Source organism: Agrobacterium sp. ES01 (assembly GCF_050320885.1).
GTDB lineage: Bacteria > Pseudomonadota > Alphaproteobacteria > Rhizobiales > Rhizobiaceae > Allorhizobium.
Genome location: NZ_JBNQTH010000001.1, coordinates 1,474,291 through 1,494,603 on the forward strand (window position 1 = coordinate 1,474,291; position 20,313 = coordinate 1,494,603).

At 56.6% G+C, this 20,313-nt stretch carries 20 protein-coding genes; 8 read left to right on the top strand and 12 right to left on the bottom strand.

Going from position 1 to position 20,313, the window contains the following annotated elements:
* Positions 1-8 precede the first annotated feature (8 nt).
* The 3 genes from ACQQ2Q_RS07240 to ACQQ2Q_RS07250 form a co-directional block, all read right to left on the bottom strand.
* Positions 9-347, bottom strand: a complete 339-nt coding sequence (locus ACQQ2Q_RS07240; protein ID WP_428186331.1) for a hypothetical protein — start codon at positions 345-347, stop codon at positions 9-11.
* 139 nt (positions 348-486) lie between these two features.
* Entirely contained in the window at positions 487-2,127 is a 1,641-nt protein-coding gene (gene xseA / locus ACQQ2Q_RS07245) for an exodeoxyribonuclease VII large subunit (protein ID WP_428186332.1), read from the bottom strand.
* A gap of 80 nt (positions 2,128-2,207) precedes the next feature.
* A complete protein-coding gene (locus ACQQ2Q_RS07250; protein ID WP_428186333.1) occupies positions 2,208-4,052 on the bottom strand; it encodes a hypothetical protein in 1,845 nt (614 codons plus the stop codon).
* Between the two features lie 141 nt (positions 4,053-4,193).
* On the opposite strand from ACQQ2Q_RS07250, the gene ACQQ2Q_RS07255 reads away from it, so the two are divergent.
* Complete coding sequence (locus ACQQ2Q_RS07255; RefSeq protein ID WP_428186510.1) at positions 4,194-5,210, top strand: glycosyltransferase; 1,017 nt, start codon at positions 4,194-4,196, stop codon at positions 5,208-5,210.
* Positions 5,207-5,581 carry a GtrA family protein gene (locus ACQQ2Q_RS07260; protein ID WP_428186334.1) on the top strand — a complete coding sequence of 125 codons (375 nt, stop codon included), beginning with the start codon at positions 5,207-5,209 and terminating at the stop codon, positions 5,579-5,581. Before ACQQ2Q_RS07255 ends, ACQQ2Q_RS07260 begins: the two co-directional genes overlap by 4 nt.
* A 3-nt stretch (positions 5,582-5,584) precedes the next feature.
* Here the strand turns inward: ACQQ2Q_RS07260 and ACQQ2Q_RS07265 are convergent, their stop codons facing one another.
* Entirely contained in the window at positions 5,585-6,571 is a 987-nt protein-coding gene (locus ACQQ2Q_RS07265) for a Gfo/Idh/MocA family protein (protein ID WP_428186335.1), read from the bottom strand.
* A gap of 205 nt (positions 6,572-6,776) precedes the next feature.
* On the opposite strand from ACQQ2Q_RS07265, the gene ACQQ2Q_RS07270 reads away from it, so the two are divergent.
* The 4 genes from ACQQ2Q_RS07270 (at position 6,777) to ACQQ2Q_RS07285 (ending at position 9,849) form a co-directional block, all read left to right on the top strand.
* Entirely contained in the window at positions 6,777-7,340 is a 564-nt protein-coding gene (locus ACQQ2Q_RS07270) for an isochorismatase family protein (RefSeq protein WP_428186336.1), read from the top strand.
* A complete protein-coding gene (locus tag ACQQ2Q_RS07275) occupies positions 7,337-8,326 on the top strand; it encodes a GlxA family transcriptional regulator (RefSeq protein ID WP_428186337.1) in 990 nt (329 codons plus the stop codon). The genes ACQQ2Q_RS07270 and ACQQ2Q_RS07275 overlap by 4 nt, the downstream gene beginning before the upstream one ends.
* Positions 8,327-8,445: 119 nt before the next feature.
* Positions 8,446-9,396 (top strand): aldo/keto reductase, encoded by a 951-nt coding sequence (locus tag ACQQ2Q_RS07280; RefSeq protein WP_428186338.1) that lies wholly within the window; start codon positions 8,446-8,448, stop codon positions 9,394-9,396.
* A 3-nt stretch (positions 9,397-9,399) separates the two neighbouring features.
* Positions 9,400-9,849 carry an N-acetyltransferase family protein gene (locus ACQQ2Q_RS07285; protein WP_428186339.1) on the top strand — a complete coding sequence of 150 codons (450 nt, stop codon included), beginning with the start codon at positions 9,400-9,402 and terminating at the stop codon, positions 9,847-9,849.
* A gap of 7 nt (positions 9,850-9,856) precedes the next feature.
* Here the strand turns inward: ACQQ2Q_RS07285 and ACQQ2Q_RS07290 are convergent, their stop codons facing one another.
* Positions 9,857-10,747 carry a LysR family transcriptional regulator gene (locus tag ACQQ2Q_RS07290; protein ID WP_428186340.1) on the bottom strand — a complete coding sequence of 297 codons (891 nt, stop codon included), beginning with the start codon at positions 10,745-10,747 and terminating at the stop codon, positions 9,857-9,859.
* Positions 10,748-10,865: 118 nt separating this feature from the next.
* On the opposite strand from ACQQ2Q_RS07290, the gene ACQQ2Q_RS07295 reads away from it, so the two are divergent.
* Positions 10,866-11,864: an aldo/keto reductase gene (locus ACQQ2Q_RS07295; protein ID WP_428186341.1), complete on the top strand. Its 999-nt coding sequence runs from the start codon at positions 10,866-10,868 to the stop codon at positions 11,862-11,864.
* A gap of 55 nt (positions 11,865-11,919) precedes the next feature.
* Here ACQQ2Q_RS07295 and ACQQ2Q_RS07300 read toward each other — a convergent pair whose 3' ends face one another.
* From ACQQ2Q_RS07300 to infC, 7 genes are all read right to left on the bottom strand, one after another.
* Positions 11,920-13,368: a diguanylate cyclase domain-containing protein gene (locus ACQQ2Q_RS07300; RefSeq protein ID WP_428186342.1), complete on the bottom strand. Its 1,449-nt coding sequence runs from the start codon at positions 13,366-13,368 to the stop codon at positions 11,920-11,922.
* Positions 13,369-13,549: 181 nt separating this feature from the next.
* Positions 13,550-15,988: a phenylalanine--tRNA ligase subunit beta gene (gene pheT / locus ACQQ2Q_RS07305; RefSeq protein ID WP_428186511.1), complete on the bottom strand. Its 2,439-nt coding sequence runs from the start codon at positions 15,986-15,988 to the stop codon at positions 13,550-13,552.
* Positions 15,967-16,290, bottom strand: a complete 324-nt coding sequence (locus ACQQ2Q_RS07310; RefSeq protein ID WP_428186343.1) for a DUF2442 domain-containing protein — start codon at positions 16,288-16,290, stop codon at positions 15,967-15,969. The genes pheT and ACQQ2Q_RS07310 overlap by 22 nt, the downstream gene beginning before the upstream one ends.
* A gap of 32 nt (positions 16,291-16,322) precedes the next feature.
* A complete protein-coding gene (gene pheS / locus ACQQ2Q_RS07315; protein WP_428186344.1) occupies positions 16,323-17,408 on the bottom strand; it encodes a phenylalanine--tRNA ligase subunit alpha in 1,086 nt (361 codons plus the stop codon).
* A gap of 217 nt (positions 17,409-17,625) precedes the next feature.
* A complete protein-coding gene (gene rplT / locus ACQQ2Q_RS07320) occupies positions 17,626-18,030 on the bottom strand; it encodes a 50S ribosomal protein L20 (RefSeq protein WP_428186345.1) in 405 nt (134 codons plus the stop codon).
* Between the two features lie 39 nt (positions 18,031-18,069).
* Positions 18,070-18,273, bottom strand: coding sequence for a 50S ribosomal protein L35 (rpmI, locus tag ACQQ2Q_RS07325; protein WP_029620731.1), 204 nt, complete (start codon positions 18,271-18,273; stop codon positions 18,070-18,072).
* A 468-nt stretch (positions 18,274-18,741) separates the two neighbouring features.
* Positions 18,742-19,278 (bottom strand): translation initiation factor IF-3, encoded by a 537-nt coding sequence (gene infC, locus ACQQ2Q_RS07330; RefSeq protein WP_428186512.1) that lies wholly within the window; start codon positions 19,276-19,278, stop codon positions 18,742-18,744.
* A 181-nt stretch (positions 19,279-19,459) separates the two neighbouring features.
* Here infC and ACQQ2Q_RS07335 point away from each other — a divergent pair, with 181 nt between their 5' ends.
* On the top strand, positions 19,460-20,266 hold the full coding sequence (locus tag ACQQ2Q_RS07335) for an alpha/beta hydrolase (RefSeq protein ID WP_428186346.1): 807 nt from the start codon (positions 19,460-19,462) through the stop codon (positions 20,264-20,266).
* Positions 20,267-20,313: the final 47 nt, after the last annotated feature.

Here is a 20,313-nt window from a genome sequence, read left to right on the forward strand (position 1 = left end):
CTTATTAATCAGCGGTAGTAGATAACGTGTCCGCCATTTGCGGCGGTGTCGACCTTCAGGACATTGTGAACGGCGATATTGCGCCTAACCAGTGCCGCCAACAACGCCGGATCGCTGGACACGTCTGCCTGCGCCTCTTTGATCGTGACCGGAAGCGGATAAATTGCCAGCGCTTCTCCAGAACGGCCATGGCGTCGGCTATCTTGTCCCACCGGAACCGCAATGACACCGTCATGATAATCCTTGCCGAAGATAATCTCGGCAAGCCTGCTTTGATCAGCATATGCCGATGGCGTGGCCGCCGCGAGGGCAGCCAGAACAATAAACGAGGCAGCAATGGTCTTCATTGGGGAACTCCTGATGATGATGCCGTTTCAACAGGAGATAGGGCGGCCGGAGCCAAAAAAGAATGGGGACTGTCAAAATCAGACACCCGCGAGCTTCTTGGTATCCCAGATGCATGCCCATACGCCATCCAAGCAAACCTCAGAAAAGGCTGCCCTGTTTTGGCGGCGGATTGTCGCTGACGGGACTCCGCTGCTTTGCTTCCTTGACCGAGGACTTGGCCGCAGCCGCCTTTTTCGGGCTCGCTCCACCGCTGCCCGCCACCGGACCGCCAGCGCCTTCTCCGGTCACCGCATCAACGCGGCCATCACCGAATTCAATGGCAATCCGCTGGCCATCCAACAGAGACGCAGCGCGAGATACCGGCTTGTCGTTTTCATCCCGGATTACCGCATAGCCACGATTGAGCACATTTTTGTAGGATAGCGACTGCAACATGCGCTCTTGGGCAGACAGCATCTGACGTGCGCGGCGCAGGTCGTTGCTGACCGCGCTTTCGGCGCGACGGCTCAGAGCATCAAACCGATCACGGCTGCGATCAATCTGCGCCGTTAGTCTGGATGGCACGGCACTCAGTGTTGCATCAAAACGATCAAGACGCGCGCGCTGGCGGTCGATAAGACGCTCAAGAATGCGATCGGAGAGTGCAGAGCGTTCATTCAGGCGATTTCGCCAATCGGAAAAACGGCGCGACAGCGTGTCGGGCGTCAGGCGGGTCGCCACCTTTTCGAAGCCGTGACGCTTGGCGATGGTGTTGCGCTCCAACCCTCTGCCAAGGCCCGCTGCGGCTTCATCGAAACGACGGCGCGGAAGAGCAAGCAATTGATCGAGCGAGGGAAGCGCACGGGCAAGGGCGCGCACATTCTGGCGGCGCAAATCCATCTGCCGGCTTGAGGCACCCGACAGACGAGCCGCAAGGTTGGCGACCTGAGCTTCGAGCTCCACCTTGACCGGAACGGCCATCTCCGCAGCGCCTGTTGGCGTCGGTGCCCGCACATCGGCGGCATAATCGATCAGTGTCCAGTCTGTTTCGTGTCCGACGGCCGAAATCAGCGGTATTTCGCTGGCCGCCGCCGCCCGCACCACGATTTCATCATTGAAGCCCCACAGATCTTCCAGACTGCCACCGCCACGCGCGACGATCAGGACGTCCGGACGCGCGATTGGTCCTCCAGGCGTCATGGCGTTGAAGCCATTGATGGCACTGGCAACTTCGTGCCCGCAGCCCTCGCCCTGCACCTTGACCGGCCAGACGACGACATGGACCGGGAAACGGTCCGATATACGGTGCAGAATATCGCGGATAACGGCACCTGTCGGTGACGTCACCACACCAATCACTTTGGGCATGAACGGCAACAGCTGTTTGCGCGATGCATCAAACAGGCCTTCGGCACCCAGTTTGCGTTTCCGCTCCTCGATCAGCGCCATCAAGGCGCCGGCGCCGGCAGGTTCAATGGTTTCGATGATGATCTGGTATTTTGAGGACCCGGGGAACGTCGAGACCCGGCCGGTTGCAATTACCTCCATCCCCTCTTCGGGACGGTGCTTCAGCTTGGAGAAATTGCCCTTCCAGATCACGGCATCGATGCGCGACCGGTCATCCTTCAGGGCAAAATAGGCGTGACCTGATGAGTGCGGACCGCGATAGCCAGAAATTTCACCACGCACCCTCACATGATCAAATGCGGTTTCAACCGTCCGCTTGATCGATCCGGAGAGTTCGGACACCGAGAATTCGGTGAGATTGGTGGGCGAATCATCGCTTAACAAATTGGCCATGCCTTCTCGTAACCCAAAACCGGGCCAAGATCAGTACAGGCAGGCAGGCCGGACACAATTTTCAGGCGCCAACAAGGACGTTATTTCAAGTCAGGCAGCTCGACCTGGTAGATCTGGAACCCCGATTCTGGATCCTTTGGCAAAGCCTTCAGATAGGCAGGCACCTCTCCGCGGCTCAGCGCCGCATACAGACCGTCAGGCTTCATCGCGATGATCATTTCCGTCTGCACATCATCCGGGCAAAAGGCTATCGTCGCGACGTCTGCACCGCGCAGGAACGCATCCGCTTCGTCTGGCTGCGCAAGACCGATATGCAGTTCGGTGAGCATACCGCCTTGATTGCGATGGTAGGGAGCGGAGAGAACCCTGTTTTCGGTAAACCGAAGTATGTCGACGCCACTGTTCGACGGTGCCGCCACCAGACCTGGCTTCAGGCTTAGAAGTTGCTGCATTGATCGGCGGGACGTGCAACTCGTTGGCGAAGTGTCTGTGCCTGAGGATATTACGTTCTCCATCCTGTTGGTGAGACCTGCCGTCCCTTCGGTCAGCATGGTTCCACCAAGCGCCCAGAAACTCGGCACCGAAAAGAGTGTGGCCGTGACGAATGCGAACCCCTTCGAGACATTTTCCGCATCTCTATTGGATATCTGGCGAAGCTCACTGACGAGCAAGGCCGATGGCACGATCGCAACCAGATTGAGAAAGATAGAGCCCCGTACCTGAACAAACGCAATCAACGCACTGACCAACAGGAGAGGCAGCAACAGTGCGTGCAATTCAACACGATCACGTTGCCAGATGCGGAATCCACAAATGGCAATTGCGAAAAGACCGGGTGCATAGAAGCCGCCAACGATTCCAGGATCGTTTCTCAATTCGGAAAAGATGGATTGCGCTTCGCTCACATTGTTCAACCACAATGTGACAAGCAGCGGATCGAGACTGCTGAGCGGATTTCCAATGCATTGCGGCGCGAGCGTCAAAGCCGCGCCAGCCATCAGCATTCCGTCAAAACCGAGGACAGCAAACCGCACAAGCCTGCCAAAACGATTTGTGAACAGTACTGACAGGAGAAGGACGAGCCCGCCGATTGATACAAGCCCGTAATAGCCCAGAGAAAGACTGTCGCAGGTGACCTGTGAATATCGGCTGGCCGGTACTGTTGCGAAGAACAAAACAGAGATGCTGACGGCAATTGCAACGGAAAACGCCATTGCAGGGCGGCCAAAAGCGACGCCATGCCATGCCCACATCACAGCAACCACGAGGCAAACCATGACGATCAGCGGTGTGGTCTCTGCACCGATTGCTATGGCAAGGGCTGAGGCGAAGCCAGCGACTGCAAAGCTAAGCGCCCGTCTTCGCGGGTCAACCAGCATGGCAAGGATAATCGCGACCAGGCCAAGCTGCACATTATGATGGTCAATGGAGCCGGGAAGGAAACGATTGCTGGTCAAAACCATGAGTACCGTAAAGCCCATGGTTATGTGCATCGTCTGTGCGCTTCCCACGCGACGACCGGCAAGGCCGATACCGGCTACGAGCGGAATGACTAGCACCAGAGGCCAAACGGCAAGTGCTGCTGCCTCAGCGCTTTCCGGCGCAAAAAACAGCTTAAATAACATAATCAACGCCGCGATTGGCAGATCCACCAATCGCGACCAATGCATCAAGGTGCCGCCATCGAGGCCCAGCCGTTTCTGCACGAGATCGAACCAGCCCTGGCCTGCTAGAAAATCACGAACCTGAACGAGGCGCATGACGTCATCATTGTCCTTGCCAACATAATCGTTGGACCAGGGCAGGGTTATCGCCAGGAGGGCCAGAATGAGCAGCGCGCTGTAAACCAGAACGGACGGCCAGTAGTAACGCCAGAATGAAAAACGCTCCCGCTTAGCTGTCTCTGCATCTGCACTGCTTGCCATATCGCCTGTTCCTGCCGGCGACTGGGTGTCCGGCGAAAATATCTCATAAGCATCAATCCCCCGAAACCTAGCCTTAACCTTCTCAAGAAATAGTAAAGTCTGGCGCGCATGAGACCGCTGCCCGACAGGATTGCCAAGCAGATGCTCGATTCCGAGACGACCGACCACGAGATCGCAGTGCTGTTGCCCTGCTACAACGAAGCTGCGACCGTGGGCGAAGTGGTGCGCGCATTTCGCGAAACGCTACCCAGTGCTCATGTCTACGTCTACGACAACAATTCAACCGATGGCACGGCGCTTCACGCCATGCTGGCCGGCGCCACCGTCTTTCGCGAGCGCCGTCAGGGCAAGGGTCATGTGGTGCGCCGCATGTTTGCAGATATCGAAGCGGATATCTATTTGATGGCGGATGGCGACGGCACCTATGCCGCTGGCGATGCCGAAGATCTGATACGCACGCTGATTACCGAACGCGCAGATATGGTGGTGGGAACGCGACGTGGCGTTCATGCCGATGCCGGGCGCAATGGTCATGCCTTCGGCAACCGGTTGTTCAACCAGATCTATCGCGTGATGTTCGGCCCGGGCTTTACAGACATCCTGTCAGGCTACAGGGCGTTTTCTCGGCGCTATGTGAAAAGTTTTCCGGCCGTTTCCAACGGTTTCGAGATCGAGACAGAAATGTCCGTTCATGCCTTGCGGCTCAAATTGCCGGTCTGCGAGCTTGAACTGGATTACGGACGGCGTCCGGAAGGATCGCATTCCAAGCTTTCGACGGTTCGCGACGGGCTGAAGATCCTCTGGATGTTTGCAACCTTGATGAAGGAAACTCGGCCGTTTGCCTTCTTCGGTCTCTTTGCCGGTGTACTCATGAGCAGCAGCCTGATTTTCATGGCGCCGGTCCTCTATTCGTATTTTCAGACAGGCCTCGTTGATCGGATGCCGACATGGGTGTTTTCCATGGCGCTGACGATGATGTCGCTGCTGCTATTGACCGCAGGCACCATTCTCGATTCGCTGGCGCGTGCGCGCGCCGAACAGCTGCGCATCCACTATATGTCGCTGCCGGTCATGGGACAGGCCTCATCAAGCACTGTCGCGGATGTGGTTGAAACCAAGACAGCTCCGCGAAAGCGCAAGGCGAGAAAAGCGGCATGATGCGGCTTTTGCGTTTCGCGGTCGTTGGCGGTGCCGGCTTCCTTGTGGACGCATCGATGCTCGCGCTTCTTCTGACGTTCACACCGATAAGTGCCATTCCGGCACGTGCACTGGCGATCCTGACCGCGCTTGCTGCGACCTGGTATCTCAATCGGCGCTTCACCTTCGGGGCCTCGCGATATTCCGTTATCCGCGAGGGCTTTCGCTATGGCTCGGTCGGCCTGACATCGGCCCTGGTGAACTATCTCATATTCACTGGTCTTCTGCTGACCATTCCAACGCTCAGTCCATTTGCGGCACTGATCTTCTCATCCATTGCCGCTATGGGTTTCAGCTTTTTTGGCTATTCGCGCTTCGTCTTCCGGCGCTGAACGTCAGATGTTTTCCCAGCCGTCCCTTTCGCTTGCACGATAGATGGCGTCGATAAACTTCTGATTGGCCTTTGAATTTTCCAAAGACACCAGTTCATTCTGGCCCCCTTTCGCTGCGGACGCGAAGGCCTCTGCTTCCAATTTGTACTGACGGCTATCGGGGAAGCGGAAAATTTCCGATCTGGCATGAGACTGGTTTGAAAGCTCTACTTCCTCGGCCCCCCAGCGGTCGGCATTGAACGGGGATTTTACCTCTATGAACCCTTCCGTGCCGTGGAACACCATGATCTGTCGGTTGGCGAGCTGGGTGGAGATATAAAAGCTCAGCTCAAAGTCGCCGAAGTCGGCCTTCACGCTGGAATAGATGTCTGTGCCGAATACTGGATCACGATCCGTCGTCGCCTGCACACGCACGGGCTCCTTGCCGGTGGAGAACCGTGTCGTGATCGCCGGGTAGACGCCGATATCGGGAAGTCCGCCACCGCCCAGGGATGGGATGTTGCGCATATTGTCCGGGTCGCGGTTGAAGTAGGTGAAAGCGCCCTGCACATGGCGCAATTGACCAATGGCCTTTTCGGCTAGAAGCGAGCGGACTTTCTTCCAGACCGGCGAATAGGTGACCATATAGGCCTCACTGACCACCACACCATTGCGGTCACGCGCCTCGATCACTGCGTCGATGTCACTGGCTTTCAGCGCTATCGGCTTTTCGCACAGAACGTGTTTGCCGGCATCGGCAGCCTTGATCGCCCATTCCACATGCTGGGATGTCGGCAGAGGAATATAGACGGCATCAATTGTGTCGGATGCCAGCATTTCTTCGTAAGATCCGAAGGCGTGCGGGACCGAAAAGCGATCTGCCATGCTGCGTGCCCGCGCTGGATCACGACTGGAGATGGCCGTGACCACACAATTTTCAGCATCCTGAATGGCTGGAACAACGAGCTCCTGACCGATCTTGGCTGTCGACATTATACCGAAACGCAACATGATTTTTCCTCCACGAATTTGTTGGGCGAAAGCTAACGGCATTGCCCCGGCGCTGCAACGCTGGATGGCACCGGGAGAACATAAAATGATCGGCCATCATGCTCTGAAATGGCTCAATATGTCCTATCTTCGTCTCCAAAAGTGCTTTTCCGCTTGAACATCAGGGATATTATTCGGATGTAGCCTGCATCTGGAGATAAACAAAATGTCTGCAAGTCCCAAAACCGCATTGCTTGTCATCGACGTTCAGGAGTCCTTTCGGCATCGCCCTTCGTGGAGCGAGGACAATGTGCCGGAGTTCTTGGCCAACCAGCAGGCACTCATCGATGGCGCGCGCGCCAAAGGTCTGCCGGTGATCCAGATTTTTCACAGCGACGGCGACGGCCCCTTTCATCGCGATAGCGGACATATTCGCACTCTCGAAGGCCTGTCCATCGCCCCAGACGTCGTCTTTTACAAGAGCCGCCATTCAGCGCTGGTCGGAACGGAACTTGATATCTGGCTCAGGCAACACGGCATCACCCGCCTGATCGTGTCCGGCATCCGCACGGAGCAGTGCTGCGAAACGACAACGCGCCATGCTTCCGATCTTGGCTATATCGTTGATTTCGTCTCGGACGCCACGCTCACATTTGCGATGACGCATGCGTCCGGCACGACTTATAGCGCGGACGAGATAAAGGCGAGAACGGAACTCGTTCTGGCCGGTCGCTTCGCGCGGATCGCGACCGTCAGCGAAGCCCTCGATATGTTGAGCGCCGCTGCATGACGGACTGCGAGATCTCAACCGCTCTGGTTATTCCTGTCTACACGGTATTGCCGCCGCATTGTCTGCTGGTGGACGTGGCCGGGCCGCTTGAGGTCTTGCGTTATGCCAATGCGGCACAAAGCGAGCTATCTTTCGAATTGCACTTCCTTGCCGTCAGCCGGGAGCAGACCACGTCGATCGGATTGACACTCGCCAATCTGGAACCCTTGCCAGGCGCGCTGCCTGAGGGTGCCTATGTGGTTATTTCTGGCGCGATGACGCGCTGGAACGACGAGCCGTCCGAGAAAACTGAAAGACAAGTAATCTCGAAATGGCTGGCTGAGACCGTGCATCCCGGTGTCAATCTTGTCACCATATGCTCCGGTGCATTGCTTGCCGGCGCTGCAGGCCTGCTGGACGGCTACGAGTGCACTACGCATGCGGACTGCATTGAGCAATTGCAACGCATTGCGCCGGCGGCACGGGTGCTTGAAAACCGACTGTATGTAGAAGATGGCGCTCGCATGTCGAGCGCTGGCATTTCGACAGGTTCAGATCTGATGCTGCAGCTGGTGTCTCGCCTGACATCTCCCGCCGTCGCGCTAAAGATCGCGCGCACCATGGTGATCTATATGCGGCGCAGCGGCTCAGATCCGCAGCTATCCCCCTGGCTCTCTGGGCGCAATCACATTCATCCGTCCATACACCGGGCACAGGATGCCATCATGGGGGAACCGTCAGCAGACTGGTCGCTCGGACGGCTGGCAGATGTCGCGCATCTGAGCGAAAGACACCTTTCGCGCCTGTTTCGCGAGCAAACCGGAATGACTGTGATCGACTACGTCAATCTGATGCGGGTCACGCTGGTGCACGATCTTTTGAGCCAGTCGCGGATCGACATCGAAGGGATCGCAGAGCGTGCAGGATTTGCCTCGAGCCGCCACCTGCGCCGTGCCTGGTCCAGACACTATGACCGGCCACCTAGCCACTACCGTCAGTCCACTTGATACATTCGACAGGGACAATCACATTTTCCCGCCAGTGACTGAGTTTGGGATGTGGCCTTTCCGGCAGACATCGAATGCACTACTTGGGAGACTGGAATTTAATTTACTCGGAGTCTCCCATGCAAATGCGCGCACTCGGTCGTACCGGCCTTTCCATCGCCCCCGTCGTTTTCGGCGGCAACGTGTTTGGCTGGACAGCGGACAAGGAGACGTCCTTCAATCTGCTCGACAAATTCTTCGATGCAGGCTTCAATGCCATCGATTCAGCCGATGTTTACTCCACCTGGGTCGACGGCCATGAAGGTGGCGAAAGCGAAAGAGTGATCGGCGAGTGGCTGAAGCGCGGGAGTGTCATACGCGACAAGGCGATTATCGTCACCAAAGTCGGGCATCCGATGTGGGGCGATGAAAAACGCCTCCAGGAAACGTGGATACTTGAGGCCGTCGAAAACTCGCTGAAGCGTCTGCAGACGGACTATATCGATCTCTATCTCTCGCACTTTCCGGAAGAGGGACGTTCACACGAGGAGACGCTTGGAGCATTCGCCAAGCTCAAGGAACAGGGAAAGATCCGGGCGATCGGCTGCTCGAACTTCAACGCTGAACAGTTGAAGTCGTCGTTTGAAGCGAGCGAGAAATCCGGTCTGCCGCGCTACGATGTGATCCAGCCCGAATATAATCTCTATACAAGGGACACTTTCGACGGTCCGCTTTCGGAGCTTTGCCAGGCAAATGATATCGGCGTCATCAGCTATTTTGCCTTGGCCTCGGGCTTTCTGAGCGGAAAATATCGCAAGGCTGAAGATGCGGAAGGCAAAGCGCGCGGAGGCAATATGTCCAAATACATGAATGACAGAGGATTTGCGATCCTCGGCGCGCTCGACAGCATTGCGAAGGAGACGGGAACGACACCAGCAGCTGTTGCCATCGCCTGGGTTGCTGCGCGCTCCGGTATTACCGCACCCATCGCATCCGCCACGAGCCTGAAACAACTGGACGCAATTATCACTGCCGGCAAACTGAGCCTTAGCTCCGACCAGATGGCGCAGCTTAACGCCGCAGGGGCGTGATCGATGAGCGTCGAAATCCGCAATCCCAGTGAAGCCGACGAAGCTCCATGGCGACGATACTGGGCGGCCTATCTCACATTCTACAAAGCCGATGTTTCAGAGGAGGTGACGGCCCATACCTGGGCGCGGATCCTCGATCCGAACTCGCCGGTCAATGCGCGCCTTGCCATTGTTGATGGACAGGTGGCCGGGTTCGCCATCCATCTTATCCATGAGACCACATGGGAAATGACACCGACGTGTTACCTCGAAGACCTGTTTGTCGACGAGACAATCCGCGGCAAAGGTATAGGGCGGGCGCTGATCGATGATCTGTTGACCATATGCCAAACCAATGGCTGGTGCCGGCTTTATTGGCATACGGCAAACGACAACGCACAAGCGCGCAAACTGTACGACAGTTACTGCGACGCAAATGGCTTCGTGTGCTACCAGATCGAGCTCGAAACCTGATTTTGCTTCAGCCCTTGTGGCGGAAAAAATCGACAAATGCCCTCAAAGCCGGACGCATCTGGCGACGGGTTGGATAGTAAATATAGAAGCCGTCGAAGGGTTCGCACCAGTCTTCCATGACCCGGATCAACCGACGGTCGGCCAATTCGTCTTGAATGCGGGTTTCGAACACGAAGGCCAGTCCTGCCCCATCCAGGCAGGCAGCAAGGATTGCCCGATCATCGGGAAGAGTGAGCGTGCCGGCGACATCGACGACCACGGCCTTGCCGTCTTTTTCAAGCTCCCAGCGGTAAATTCGGCCACTGGCGAATCGCCGCCGTATGCAGCGGTGGGCCATGAGATCACTCGGCTGCGTCGGGACAGGATAGCGCTCAAAGTAGCGAGGTGCTGCGACGATGGCGCCACGCCACATGCCGCTGGCTTTGACTGCCACCATATCAGCTTCCAGATGCTCACCGAGACGGAGGCCGGCATCGAATCCCTGTTCAACGATGTCTTCAAAACTGTCGTTCGCGACCAGTTCCAACGCGATGTCGGGGTAGACAAGGCTAAACTCTCCCAATCGAGGTGCGATAAGGTGCTCTGCCGCTAGGCGTGGTAAAGTGATGCGCAAGGTCCCGGCCGGCCTGGATCTGGTCTCTGACAGAGTGTCGAGTGCCGCTCCAATTTCTGCCAGGGCAGGAGTCAAAGTGGCAAGCAATTGCCGGCCTTCCTGGGTGGGTGACACGCTGCGGGTGGTGCGCGCCAGCAGACGGATGCCGAGGCTCTCTTCCAGCGCTGAGACGGCGTGGCTGACGGCAGACGGGGCTATGCCCAGCTCTGCGGCTGCCTTCCTGAAGCTGGCTGTTTCGGCGACGATGGCGAGGACGGCTAGTTGGGAAAGTTGCGCTCTGTTCATTGTTCTATTTAATAGAACAAGCTGATCGAAATTACAGCTATTCCAAATGATAATTCAGCGGTCTACGGTGAAATATCTCAGAACAGAGAGATATGGATTTCAAAGAAAGTTTCTCGCCATGAAGAACAGAAACCTGGGTTCCCTTTCCGTCTCCGCGCTCGGACTTGGCTGCATGGGCATGAGCCATGGCTATAGCCCCTCACAGGACGACAGCGCGTCGATTGACACCATCCACCGCGCTGTTGATCTTGGCGTCACGTTGTTCGACACAGCCGAAGTCTACGGCCCCTATATCAACGAGAGCCTTGTCGGCAAGGCGTTGAAACCGATGCGCGACAAGGTCAAGATCGCCACCAAATTCGGTTTCAGGATCGATGCCTCCAAGCCCGCCGGCGAAATGATGGTCGGCACAGATGGCACACCGGAGAATGTCCGCGCAGTTGCTGAGGCCTCATTGAAGCGTCTGGATACCGACGTTATCGACCTGTTCTACCAGCATCGCGTTGACCCTGCGGTTCCAATCGAAGACACCGTCGGGGCCATGGCCGATCTGGTTTCACAGGGCAAGGTGAAGGCCATCGGGCTTTCTGAAGCAAGCGCAGACACGCTTCGCCGTGCTCACGCAACGCACCCGATCGCAGCCATCCAGAGCGAATATTCCCTGTGGTCGCGCGACGTCGAGCAGAATGGCGTTCTGGATAGCTGCCGCGAGCTTGGTATCGGCTTCGTACCGTTTTCCCCTCTCGGTCGCGGAACGCTCACAGGTGGATTGAAGAAACTGGACGGGCTGGCTGCCGACGATTTTCGCCGCACCCTGCCCCGCTTCCAGGCGGAGAACTTCGACGCCAATCTGGCACTCGTTCAATTGCTCGAAGACATGGCTGCCGAAAAGGGCGTTACGGCCGCACAATTGGCCCTCGCATGGGTGCTGGCACAGGGCGATTTTATCGTTCCCATTCCCGGCACGACGAAGATCGCAAACCTGGAAAAGAATGTAGCCGCAGCAGATGTTATTCTGATCAAGACGGAAGCCGACACACTGGGTGAACTGCTTTCGCCTGCGAAGGTGGCTGGTGGTAGATATCCGGAGCGCCTAGCCAAGATGGCGGGGCGCTGATGCCTCGTCGCTGTTGCCGTCCCTGTGCGCAATTACGATTATCGCGAAAGCAGGGTCAAGCTTTTGCTAGTTTGGATGCCTTCGTCGCGTAATAGGCACGCTTGTTATCGTACATCAGGATGTCGGCCCGTTTCATCAGCGATTCCATGCTCTCGCCAGGCTCGCTGGTTGCCATACCGAGTGAAATGCTGAGCGGCGCGTCCGAATAGAACTGGTTGTTGATCTTCAAGATCTCGTAGACCGTCTCGACCAAAGCGTGCGCCGCGTGTTGATCCGCGCCCGGCATCAGGATAGCAAATTCATCGCCCCCAATGCGGGCTGCATGATTTGGTGCCTTTGCGACGCCATTGAGCACCTCGCCGAAGCGCCGCAAAAGCGCATCGCCAGCATCATGACCAAGCTGATCATTGGCTTCTTTCAGTCCATTGAGATCAATTACGATGGCTGACACCGGACGGAGAGACTTTCTCTCCAACCTGTTGAGCTCGTCAGTATAGAAGGCACGGTTATGAAGCTTGGTGAGAATGTCGTGTTTTCCGAGATATTCCAGATAGGCTTCAGCCTTCTTGCGAGCGGTGATGTCGGTCAATGCGACCTGCACACGAGACCAATCGGCCTCATGGCCCGGAAACACGGAAAAATTGAGCAAGATGTGACGCTCGGAACCATCGAGCGCATAATTGACCACTTCGCGGCTGTGATAGAGACGCCCCTCCCAGAGATCGACCAATTGCTCCCGGAACGGCTTTTCCGTCTCGCCCCGAAAGATCTCGGATTGCCGCACCAATAATGTCTGCCGATCTGGTGCGCAGAACAGGTCCAAAGTGGCCTGGTTCACGTCAATGACCCTGATTTCAGCCAGGCACTGGCGGACGAATTCGGGGTGAACATCGGTGAAGACGCGGAAGTCTTCAATGCCACGCTCTCGAACGCCTTCGATCAGCGCGTGTATACCGCTGAAATCCTCAATCCAGAGAGAAACCGGAGAATGTTCGAACACGCCCTCGGCATACCGTCGATGTTCCTCCTCGGCATGCCTTGCCGCTTCCCGCTCGGTTACATTTTCGGTTGTAATGAGAAGCTGGCCGAGCGTGTCTTCATATCCCGGCATCACGGACCCGCGTAATTGAATATCCAGCCGTTGTCCGGATAGCGAGTAGTTGACGGCGTTGCCGGTGAATTCGGTTTTGCCGTCCCAAAGTTCGGCCAGTTCATTGATATGTGTCTCCCACATATCGTCTCGGAATACCTTGTCGAGATTGCTCGTGAGGTGATCGATATCGGACGCCTCGAACAGCTCAAGGGTTTTACGGTTCACCCGCATTATCCGTATTTTGGATGAGCATTCTGCGACCCTTGAAAGGTCACTCTTCAAAAAGGCGCGAATATCGGAGACGCCGCCTTTGCGCCATGCGTCGAACTGAGCCTTAACCTCGCTGAAATCTTCGATCCACATGGCGATAGGTGCGAGGTCAAAAATATTGCTATCGATTGAGCCCGTCATTTGAAATCGCCTATTTTAATATGAAATCTGAAAAACAACCTCTGCAGGTTTAGTACTCGATAGCGTACATTTAATTAGTAAACCGCATATTGACGTCCGCGGACGTCTCGACAACGCACTACAGAGAAAAAAGAAGCGACATGACACCATGCCGCTTCTTCCGTTTTCTGTGCAGTTGCAATCAGGCTCGCAGCGTGCCGCCCGTCGTCTTTTCGACATTCGCGACAATCTTCTTTGTCAACGCTTCGAAGTCTTCATCTGTCAGCGTTTTCTCGATCGGCTGGATCAAGACCTCGATCGCGACCGACTTCTTGCCGTCGCCGAGGGCTGCGCCTTCAAAGACGTCAAAGACGTTTACACCCGTGATGAGCTTTCGGTCGGACCCTGCCGCCGCGCGCATGATCGCCCCGGCTTCGACTGCGCGATCGACCACAAAGGCGAAATCACGCTTGACGAGTTGCAAAGATGACAGATCCAGAGCCGGCTTTGTACGGGTGGCTTTTTTCTTCGGCTCAGGCATAGCATCCACGAAGACCTCAAAGCCGCAAAGTGCGCCAGAGACATCAAGGCCCGACAGCGTCTTCGGATGGAATTCGCCGAAGTAGCCAAGGATAATCTTCGGCCCCATCTTGATGGTGCCGGAACGCCCCGGATGATACCAGTCAGGTGCGCCGGCCTCGATCTGGACATTGCTCATCGGCAGGCCACAAGCCTCGATGACGGCAAGTGCATCGGCCTTGGCGTCAAAAACGCCAACCGGCTTTCCGCCACCGTTGGCAGTGTTCGACCACATGCGTCCAGCACCCGCTAATGATGCCGTGCCACGACGGACGCCACCAGCCACGCGACGCTGCCCTTCCGGCGTATCACCTTCATAAGTTCCCGACACTTCAAAGAGTGCCACATCGCCGAAGCCACGATCTGCGTTACGCTGGGCCGCAGTCAAAAGACCCGGCAATAGTGATGGACGCATATCCGACATGTCGGAGGCGATCGGGTTGGCAAGCTTCAACGAAGCGCTACCTCCGCCGAAGAGCCTGGCGTGGTCGTGCGAAATGAAGGACCACGTCACGGCCTCAAGCATGCCGCGCGACGCAAGCGCACGCTTGGCTGTGCGGGTGCGGATCTGCAGCGTGGTGAGGATCTTTGCGTTGACCGCGCCAGCCGCCGGCAGCGGCTCAGGCTTGATCTCGTCAACCCCGTGGATGCGCATGACTTCTTCAACCAAGTCAGCCTTGCCATCGACGTCCGGTCGCCATGATGGAACGGCAACCTTGACCGTATCGCCATCGCCGGAAACCTCGAAGCCGAGACCAGTCAGAATGTCTTTCGCTTCCGAATTCGAAACTGTCAGTCCAGTCAGACGCTTCACTTCCGCGTAAGGAAAGTCAACGCGCTTGGGTTCATAGCCCTTGTAGCCTGTGACCTTTGCTTCACTCGCAGTGCCGCCGCACATGTCCAGCACCAGCTCGGTGGTGCGCTCGAGGCCCGGAACCATATATTCGGGATCCACACCACGCTCGAAGCGGTAGCGTGCATCGGTGATGATGCCCTGCGAACGGCCTGTCTTGGCGATATTGATCGGATCCCAAAGCGCAGATTCGATCAGCACATTGGTGGTATTCTCGTCACAGCCGGAATGTTCTCCGCCCATAATGCCGCCGATGGATTCCGGACCATTGTCATCGGCAATGATGACGTTGGTGGGGTTCAGCTTGTAGGTGCGCGTGTCGAGCGCCAGGATTTCTTCGCCATCCTTTGCACGACGTACCACCAGGGCACCCTTAACCTTGTCGGCGTCGAACACGTGCATCGGGCGACCCTGATCGAAGGTCATGTAGTTGGTGACATCGACCAGAGCAGAAATCGGGCGAAGGCCGATAGCAAGCAGCCGTTGCTGCATCCATTTCGGGCTTGGGCCGTTTTTCACGCCGCGTACGAGACGCCAGGCGAAACCTGGGCAAAGCTCGCTTTCAAGTTCGAGCCTGACCTCTTGCGGCGTATTACCCTCGACCTTGAACGACGGTGGCGTCGGCCTCTTCAACGTTCCAAGACCGGAAGCCGCCAGGTCGCGGGCAATGCCGTAGATCGACGTGCAGTCAGGACGGTTTGGGGTGAGATTGATTTCGATGACCGGGTCGTCGAGGCCAGCATAGGAAGCGAAGGAGGTGCCAACCGGCGCGTCTTCCGGTAGATCAATGATGCCGTTATGGTCATCCGACATGTCGAGCTCTTTTTCAGAACACATCATGCCGTGGCTTTCGACGCCACGGATTTTGCCGACAGACAAGGTCACGTCGATGCCCGGCACATAGGTGCCGGGTCGTGCCAACGCACCAACCAGTCCTGCGCGCGCATTCGGTGCGCCGCAGACGATCTGCACTGGTTTGCCATCGCCGGCATCGACGGACAGGACCTGCAGGCGGTCGGCTTCCGGATGCTTTTCGGCAGACAGAACCTTGGCGATGACGAACGGCTTGTAGGCAGCCTTGTCGTCAACATCTTCGACCTCGAGGCCGATCGCCGTCAGCCGCTCGCAGATCTGATCCAGCGTTGCATCGGTTTCGAGATGATCTTTCAGCCAGGAGAGAGTGAATTTCATTGGTCCAATCTTTCGGATACGGATCGCAACAAGGCGTCTGCGTTGATTTCGATCTGTGACGACGTTGCTTTGCGAATGGCATCGCGTCCGCACAGCAGAGTCGACACCTGTATTTCAGCGCCAAGGTCCGGCCAGAGCAGGCTTGCCGCGAGGAACTCCATGGAATTCCGCTCCGTCGCGCTTGCGCCTTCGAGAGCGGGGATCCAGGCCGTTGGTACGCTGATGACCCGGCCATCGACCAGTTCGACATGCAGATAGCTTTCATCGCAAAGCGCATCTACCGGCTGCGTGCCCTTCTTCGGCATTTCAGAGTTCAGCATGCATAGCCTCTCGATATGACGGCACGCATGACTTACGCACTCAGGCCGCCGAACAATGTCGGCACATCGAGGGGTCTAAAACCGTAGTGGCTCGTCCATCGAACATCGGCATTGAAGAAGTCGCGCAGGTCCGGCATTCCGTATTTCAGCATGGCAATACGATCGAGCCCCATGCCCCAGGCAAAGCCCTGATATTCGTCGGGATCAAGCCCGCCGGCGCGCAGAACGTTGGGATGAACCATTCCACAGCCGAGAATTTCCATCCAGTCGGTACCTTCGCCGAATTTGACGATCGGTCCGGACGAACGGTCACACTGTATGTCCACCTCGAAGCTCGGCTCGGTGAACGGGAAGAATGACGGGCGGAAGCGCATCACGACGTTATCGACCTCGAAGAAGGTCTTGCAGAACTCTTCAAGAACCCAGCGCAGATGCCCGACATTGGCGGTCTTGTCGATGACAAGGCCTTCCACCTGGTGGAACATGGGCGAATGGGTTGCGTCACTGTCCTGCCGATAGGTCTTGCCGGGGATGACGATACGAATCGGTGGCTTCTGGGCCTCCATGGTGCGGACCTGCACGGGCGACGTATGGGTGCGCAGAACCTTGCGCTCGCCATTCTCATCAGGTGCGAGGAAGAAGGTATCGTGCATCTCGCGGGCCGGGTGACCCTCGGGGAAATTCAGGGCCGTGAAATTGTAGTAATCGGTCTCGATATCCGGACCTTCGGCAATGGAGAAACCCATGTCAGCAAAAATCGCGGTAATTTCATCGACGATCTGAGTGATCGGATGAATACGACCGCGCTCTGCAGGGGAACTGCGGACCGGCAGGCTGACATCGACCGTCTCTGCCTTCAGGCGAGCGTCGATGGCGGCATCTCTCAGCGCGGTCTTGCGCTCGTTGATTGCCTCAGCAATCTCGTTCTTCAAAGCATTGATCGCTGCACCGCGTGACTGGCGCTCTTCCGGGGTCATGGAACCCAAGGTCTTCAGCAATTCCGACACCGAGCCTTTTTTGCCCAGCGCCGACAAGCGAACCGCTTCAATCGCTGCCTCGTCTCCCGCTGCGGCGACATCTGCCAAAAGCGCCGTCTTCATACTATCGAGATCGGACATTTTCGTCTTTCCTGCCTCTTTTCCGGGCACTACGCCCGGTACATGACGCTATCATGAAAAAACCCGCGCCAGCCCTGCCAGCGCGGGTTTCCCAATTCAATTGTAAAGTTGGGAAGCGCTGGTTAGCGCATGTCCCATGCGGGCGCAGCCCGCGTGCAAGGCACATGCGCCGCCTCGGTTGGTTGAGCCAGCTTTGCGCGCCTTCGGCGCGCTCGGCTCAACGAACCGCGCTTTCAAACTCGTTGGTGGTGCCGGCTTCCTTGAGGTACTCAAGCGACTTCTTGGAGGCCGCAACGAGTGCACCGAATGCTTCGGGCTCATGGATGGCCATGTCGGAGAGAACCTTACGGTCAACTTCGATGCCAGCCTTGTTCAGGCCATCGATGAAGCGGCCGTATGTGAGGCCGAATTCGCGGACAGCAGCGTTGATACGCTGAATCCACAGAGCGCGGAAGTTGCGCTTGTTAACCTTGCGGTCGCGATAGGCGTACTGCTTGGAACGGTCTACAGCAGCTTTTGCTGCGCGGATCGTATTCTTGCGGCGGCCGTAGAAGCCCTTGGCTGCCTTATAAACTTTTTTGTGCTTGGCGCGGGAAGTTACGCCACGTTTTACGCGTGCCATGTCATGATCTCCTTAATATCCAAAAAAACGCAGAGGGTCTCAGAGACCGTTCGGCAGGTAGTTCTTGATGACCTTCTTGCCGTCAGGCTCAGCCAGGACCATCGTACCGCGTGCATCGCGGATGAACTTGTTGGACCGTTTGATCATGCCGTGGCGCTTGCCAGCAGCAGCTGCAACAACCTTGCCGGTTGCTGTAATCTTGAACCGCTTCTTGGCGGACGACTTCGTCTTCATCTTGGGCATTTTGCTACTCCATAAGGTTCTTTTTTGAGGCCGGAGACGAAACCAACCTCAAGCATTAAGAACGGCCACGGCATGCCCTGCCGGACCGTTCGGACGCGCGCTTATAACCGTAGAGATATAAAAGTGCAACACGACTGCACACGGAATCTTTTCCGAGGCCACCTGTTTCGACGTCGAGGCAAACGTCACATCACCTGACGTGCTCCCTAGCAAATCTTGGTGAGACGCAAATGGGTGCTGTTCCTCGACATTATTCTCAGATCGAAAGTCACTGACCAGCGTGTTTACTGATCAACAGACCTGCTTTTTGTTGGGAGACAGCCATTCATAAGACTCCAGCGCGGCTATGGCTGCTTTCGCCTTGCACTGTTATCAGCAAGATGCCGCGCGCGCGACAATCGTGCTTACCAGCAATCGGAGACGACAAAAGCCGCCCACGGCGGCTTCATCGGTCCGAATGGACGCCGATTACCTCGGCGCCAATACCATCATCATTTGACGGCCTTCGAGCTTCGGCTCGGCCTCGACCTTCGCGATCTCCGCGGTGTCTTCCTTGACCTGCGTCAGCAATTTCATGCCGAGTTCCTGGTGGGCCATTTCACGACCGCGGAAACGCAGTGTGACACGAACCTTATCACCTTCGTCAAAGAACCTGTTCATCGCCTTCATCTTCACCTGATAATCATGGGTGTCGATATTGGGACGCATCTTGATCTCTTTGATTTCGACGATCTTCTGCTTCTTGCGGGCCTCAGCGGCCTTTTTCTGGTTTGCGTATTTCAGCTTACCCAGATCCAGAATTTTGCAAACGGGCGGCTCGGCATTGGGCGAAATTTCCACGAGATCAAGTCCCGCTTCTTCTGCCATCCTAAGCGCTTCTTCCGTCGGGACTGCGCCGAGGTTCTGGCCTTCGTCGTTAATAAGCTGGACTTTGGGAACCCGGATTTCTCGGTTCGAGCGCGGCCCCTCCTTGACGGGGGCGTCGGCTTTAAAAGGTCTGCGAATGGTCGTATTCTCCTTTGATGATGCGTGAATTTACAAGGGTCAACGGCCTTGTACGCGCAATTTTCCGGCAATGTGACGATTACGGTGAGCAAGTCAATAGCATGGTTCCGTCAAGAAATCACCTGCTGTCCGATATCTGTCGAATCTGCTTTATAGGCCGCAAACAAACGAGGACGAATGAATGAGCACGGCTGCAAGCAGTATTGAAACGGTCACGATCACGGTTGGTTCCGGCGATCAGGCACGCCAGATCGCCACACAGTCTCGTCGATCCAAAACAGAAGCCAGTGGACCAGCCTTGATGTGGCTCGGCGGCTACAGGTCGGATATGGCCGGGACCAAGGCAATCGAGATGGACCGGCTGGCCGACACGCATGGACTGGCTGCTATCCGCTTCGATTACTCTGGACATGGTCAGTCCGGAGGCGATTTCAAGGACGGCACCATATCCCGCTGGACTGAAGAGGCACTCAGCGTCCTCGATCACGAAGCCCCGGAAAGCGTCATCCTGATCGGCTCCTCCATGGGTGGCTGGATCGCGCTTCGGCTGATCGAAGAGATCCGGCGCCGTGGCAATGGACCCGAGATCGAAGGCCTCGTACTGATTGCTCCAGCGCCAGACTTCACCATCGAGTTGATCGAGCCTCAGTTGACCGACACCGAACGCCATGACCTTGCAGAGAAGGGCTATTTCGAAGAGATATCGGAATACAGCCCGGATCCGAATATCTTCACGCGCAAGCTGTTCGAAGACGGAGAGAAAAATCGCGTGCTGAAGGGTATCGTGGAAACGGGATGCCCCGTCCATATCCTGCAGGGAATGAACGATCCTGATGTTCCTTATACACACGCACTCAAACTTCTCGAGCACCTGCCATCGGACGATGTCGTCTTGACGTTGATACGGGACGGCGATCATCGCCTTTCCCGTCCGCAGGATCTGGAGCGCATGACAGCCGCGATCGAGGAGATTGTGCAGCACTGCTAATGTGTCATTTTAACCATACCAACGGATTGCCTGTGCTTCCCCCGTTC

What these genes read in the sequence shown, in the direction of transcription:
- ACQQ2Q_RS07240 (WP_428186331.1), bottom strand. Translation starts at nt 347, where the DNA reads ATGAAGACCATTGCTGCCTCGTTTATTGTTCTGGCTGCCCTCGCGGCG.
- xseA (WP_428186332.1), bottom strand. Translation starts at nt 2,127, where the DNA reads ATGGCCAATTTGTTAAGCGATGATTCGCCCACCAATCTCACCGAATTC.
- ACQQ2Q_RS07250 (WP_428186333.1), bottom strand. Translation starts at nt 4,052, where the DNA reads ATGGCAAGCAGTGCAGATGCAGAGACAGCTAAGCGGGAGCGTTTTTCA.
- ACQQ2Q_RS07255 (WP_428186510.1), top strand. Translation starts at nt 4,194, where the DNA reads ATGCTCGATTCCGAGACGACCGACCACGAGATCGCAGTGCTGTTGCCC.
- ACQQ2Q_RS07260 (WP_428186334.1), top strand. Translation starts at nt 5,207, where the DNA reads ATGATGCGGCTTTTGCGTTTCGCGGTCGTTGGCGGTGCCGGCTTCCTT.
- ACQQ2Q_RS07265 (WP_428186335.1), bottom strand. Translation starts at nt 6,571, where the DNA reads ATGTTGCGTTTCGGTATAATGTCGACAGCCAAGATCGGTCAGGAGCTC.
- ACQQ2Q_RS07270 (WP_428186336.1), top strand. Translation starts at nt 6,777, where the DNA reads ATGTCTGCAAGTCCCAAAACCGCATTGCTTGTCATCGACGTTCAGGAG.
- ACQQ2Q_RS07275 (WP_428186337.1), top strand. Translation starts at nt 7,337, where the DNA reads ATGACGGACTGCGAGATCTCAACCGCTCTGGTTATTCCTGTCTACACG.
- ACQQ2Q_RS07280 (WP_428186338.1), top strand. Translation starts at nt 8,446, where the DNA reads ATGCAAATGCGCGCACTCGGTCGTACCGGCCTTTCCATCGCCCCCGTC.
- ACQQ2Q_RS07285 (WP_428186339.1), top strand. Translation starts at nt 9,400, where the DNA reads ATGAGCGTCGAAATCCGCAATCCCAGTGAAGCCGACGAAGCTCCATGG.
- ACQQ2Q_RS07290 (WP_428186340.1), bottom strand. Translation starts at nt 10,747, where the DNA reads ATGAACAGAGCGCAACTTTCCCAACTAGCCGTCCTCGCCATCGTCGCC.
- ACQQ2Q_RS07295 (WP_428186341.1), top strand. Translation starts at nt 10,866, where the DNA reads ATGAAGAACAGAAACCTGGGTTCCCTTTCCGTCTCCGCGCTCGGACTT.
- ACQQ2Q_RS07300 (WP_428186342.1), bottom strand. Translation starts at nt 13,368, where the DNA reads ATGACGGGCTCAATCGATAGCAATATTTTTGACCTCGCACCTATCGCC.
- ACQQ2Q_RS07310 (WP_428186343.1), bottom strand. Translation starts at nt 16,290, where the DNA reads ATGCTGAACTCTGAAATGCCGAAGAAGGGCACGCAGCCGGTAGATGCG.
- pheS (WP_428186344.1), bottom strand. Translation starts at nt 17,408, where the DNA reads ATGTCCGATCTCGATAGTATGAAGACGGCGCTTTTGGCAGATGTCGCC.
- rplT (WP_428186345.1), bottom strand. Translation starts at nt 18,030, where the DNA reads ATGGCACGCGTAAAACGTGGCGTAACTTCCCGCGCCAAGCACAAAAAA.
- rpmI (WP_029620731.1), bottom strand. Translation starts at nt 18,273, where the DNA reads ATGCCCAAGATGAAGACGAAGTCGTCCGCCAAGAAGCGGTTCAAGATT.
- ACQQ2Q_RS07335 (WP_428186346.1), top strand. Translation starts at nt 19,460, where the DNA reads ATGAGCACGGCTGCAAGCAGTATTGAAACGGTCACGATCACGGTTGGT.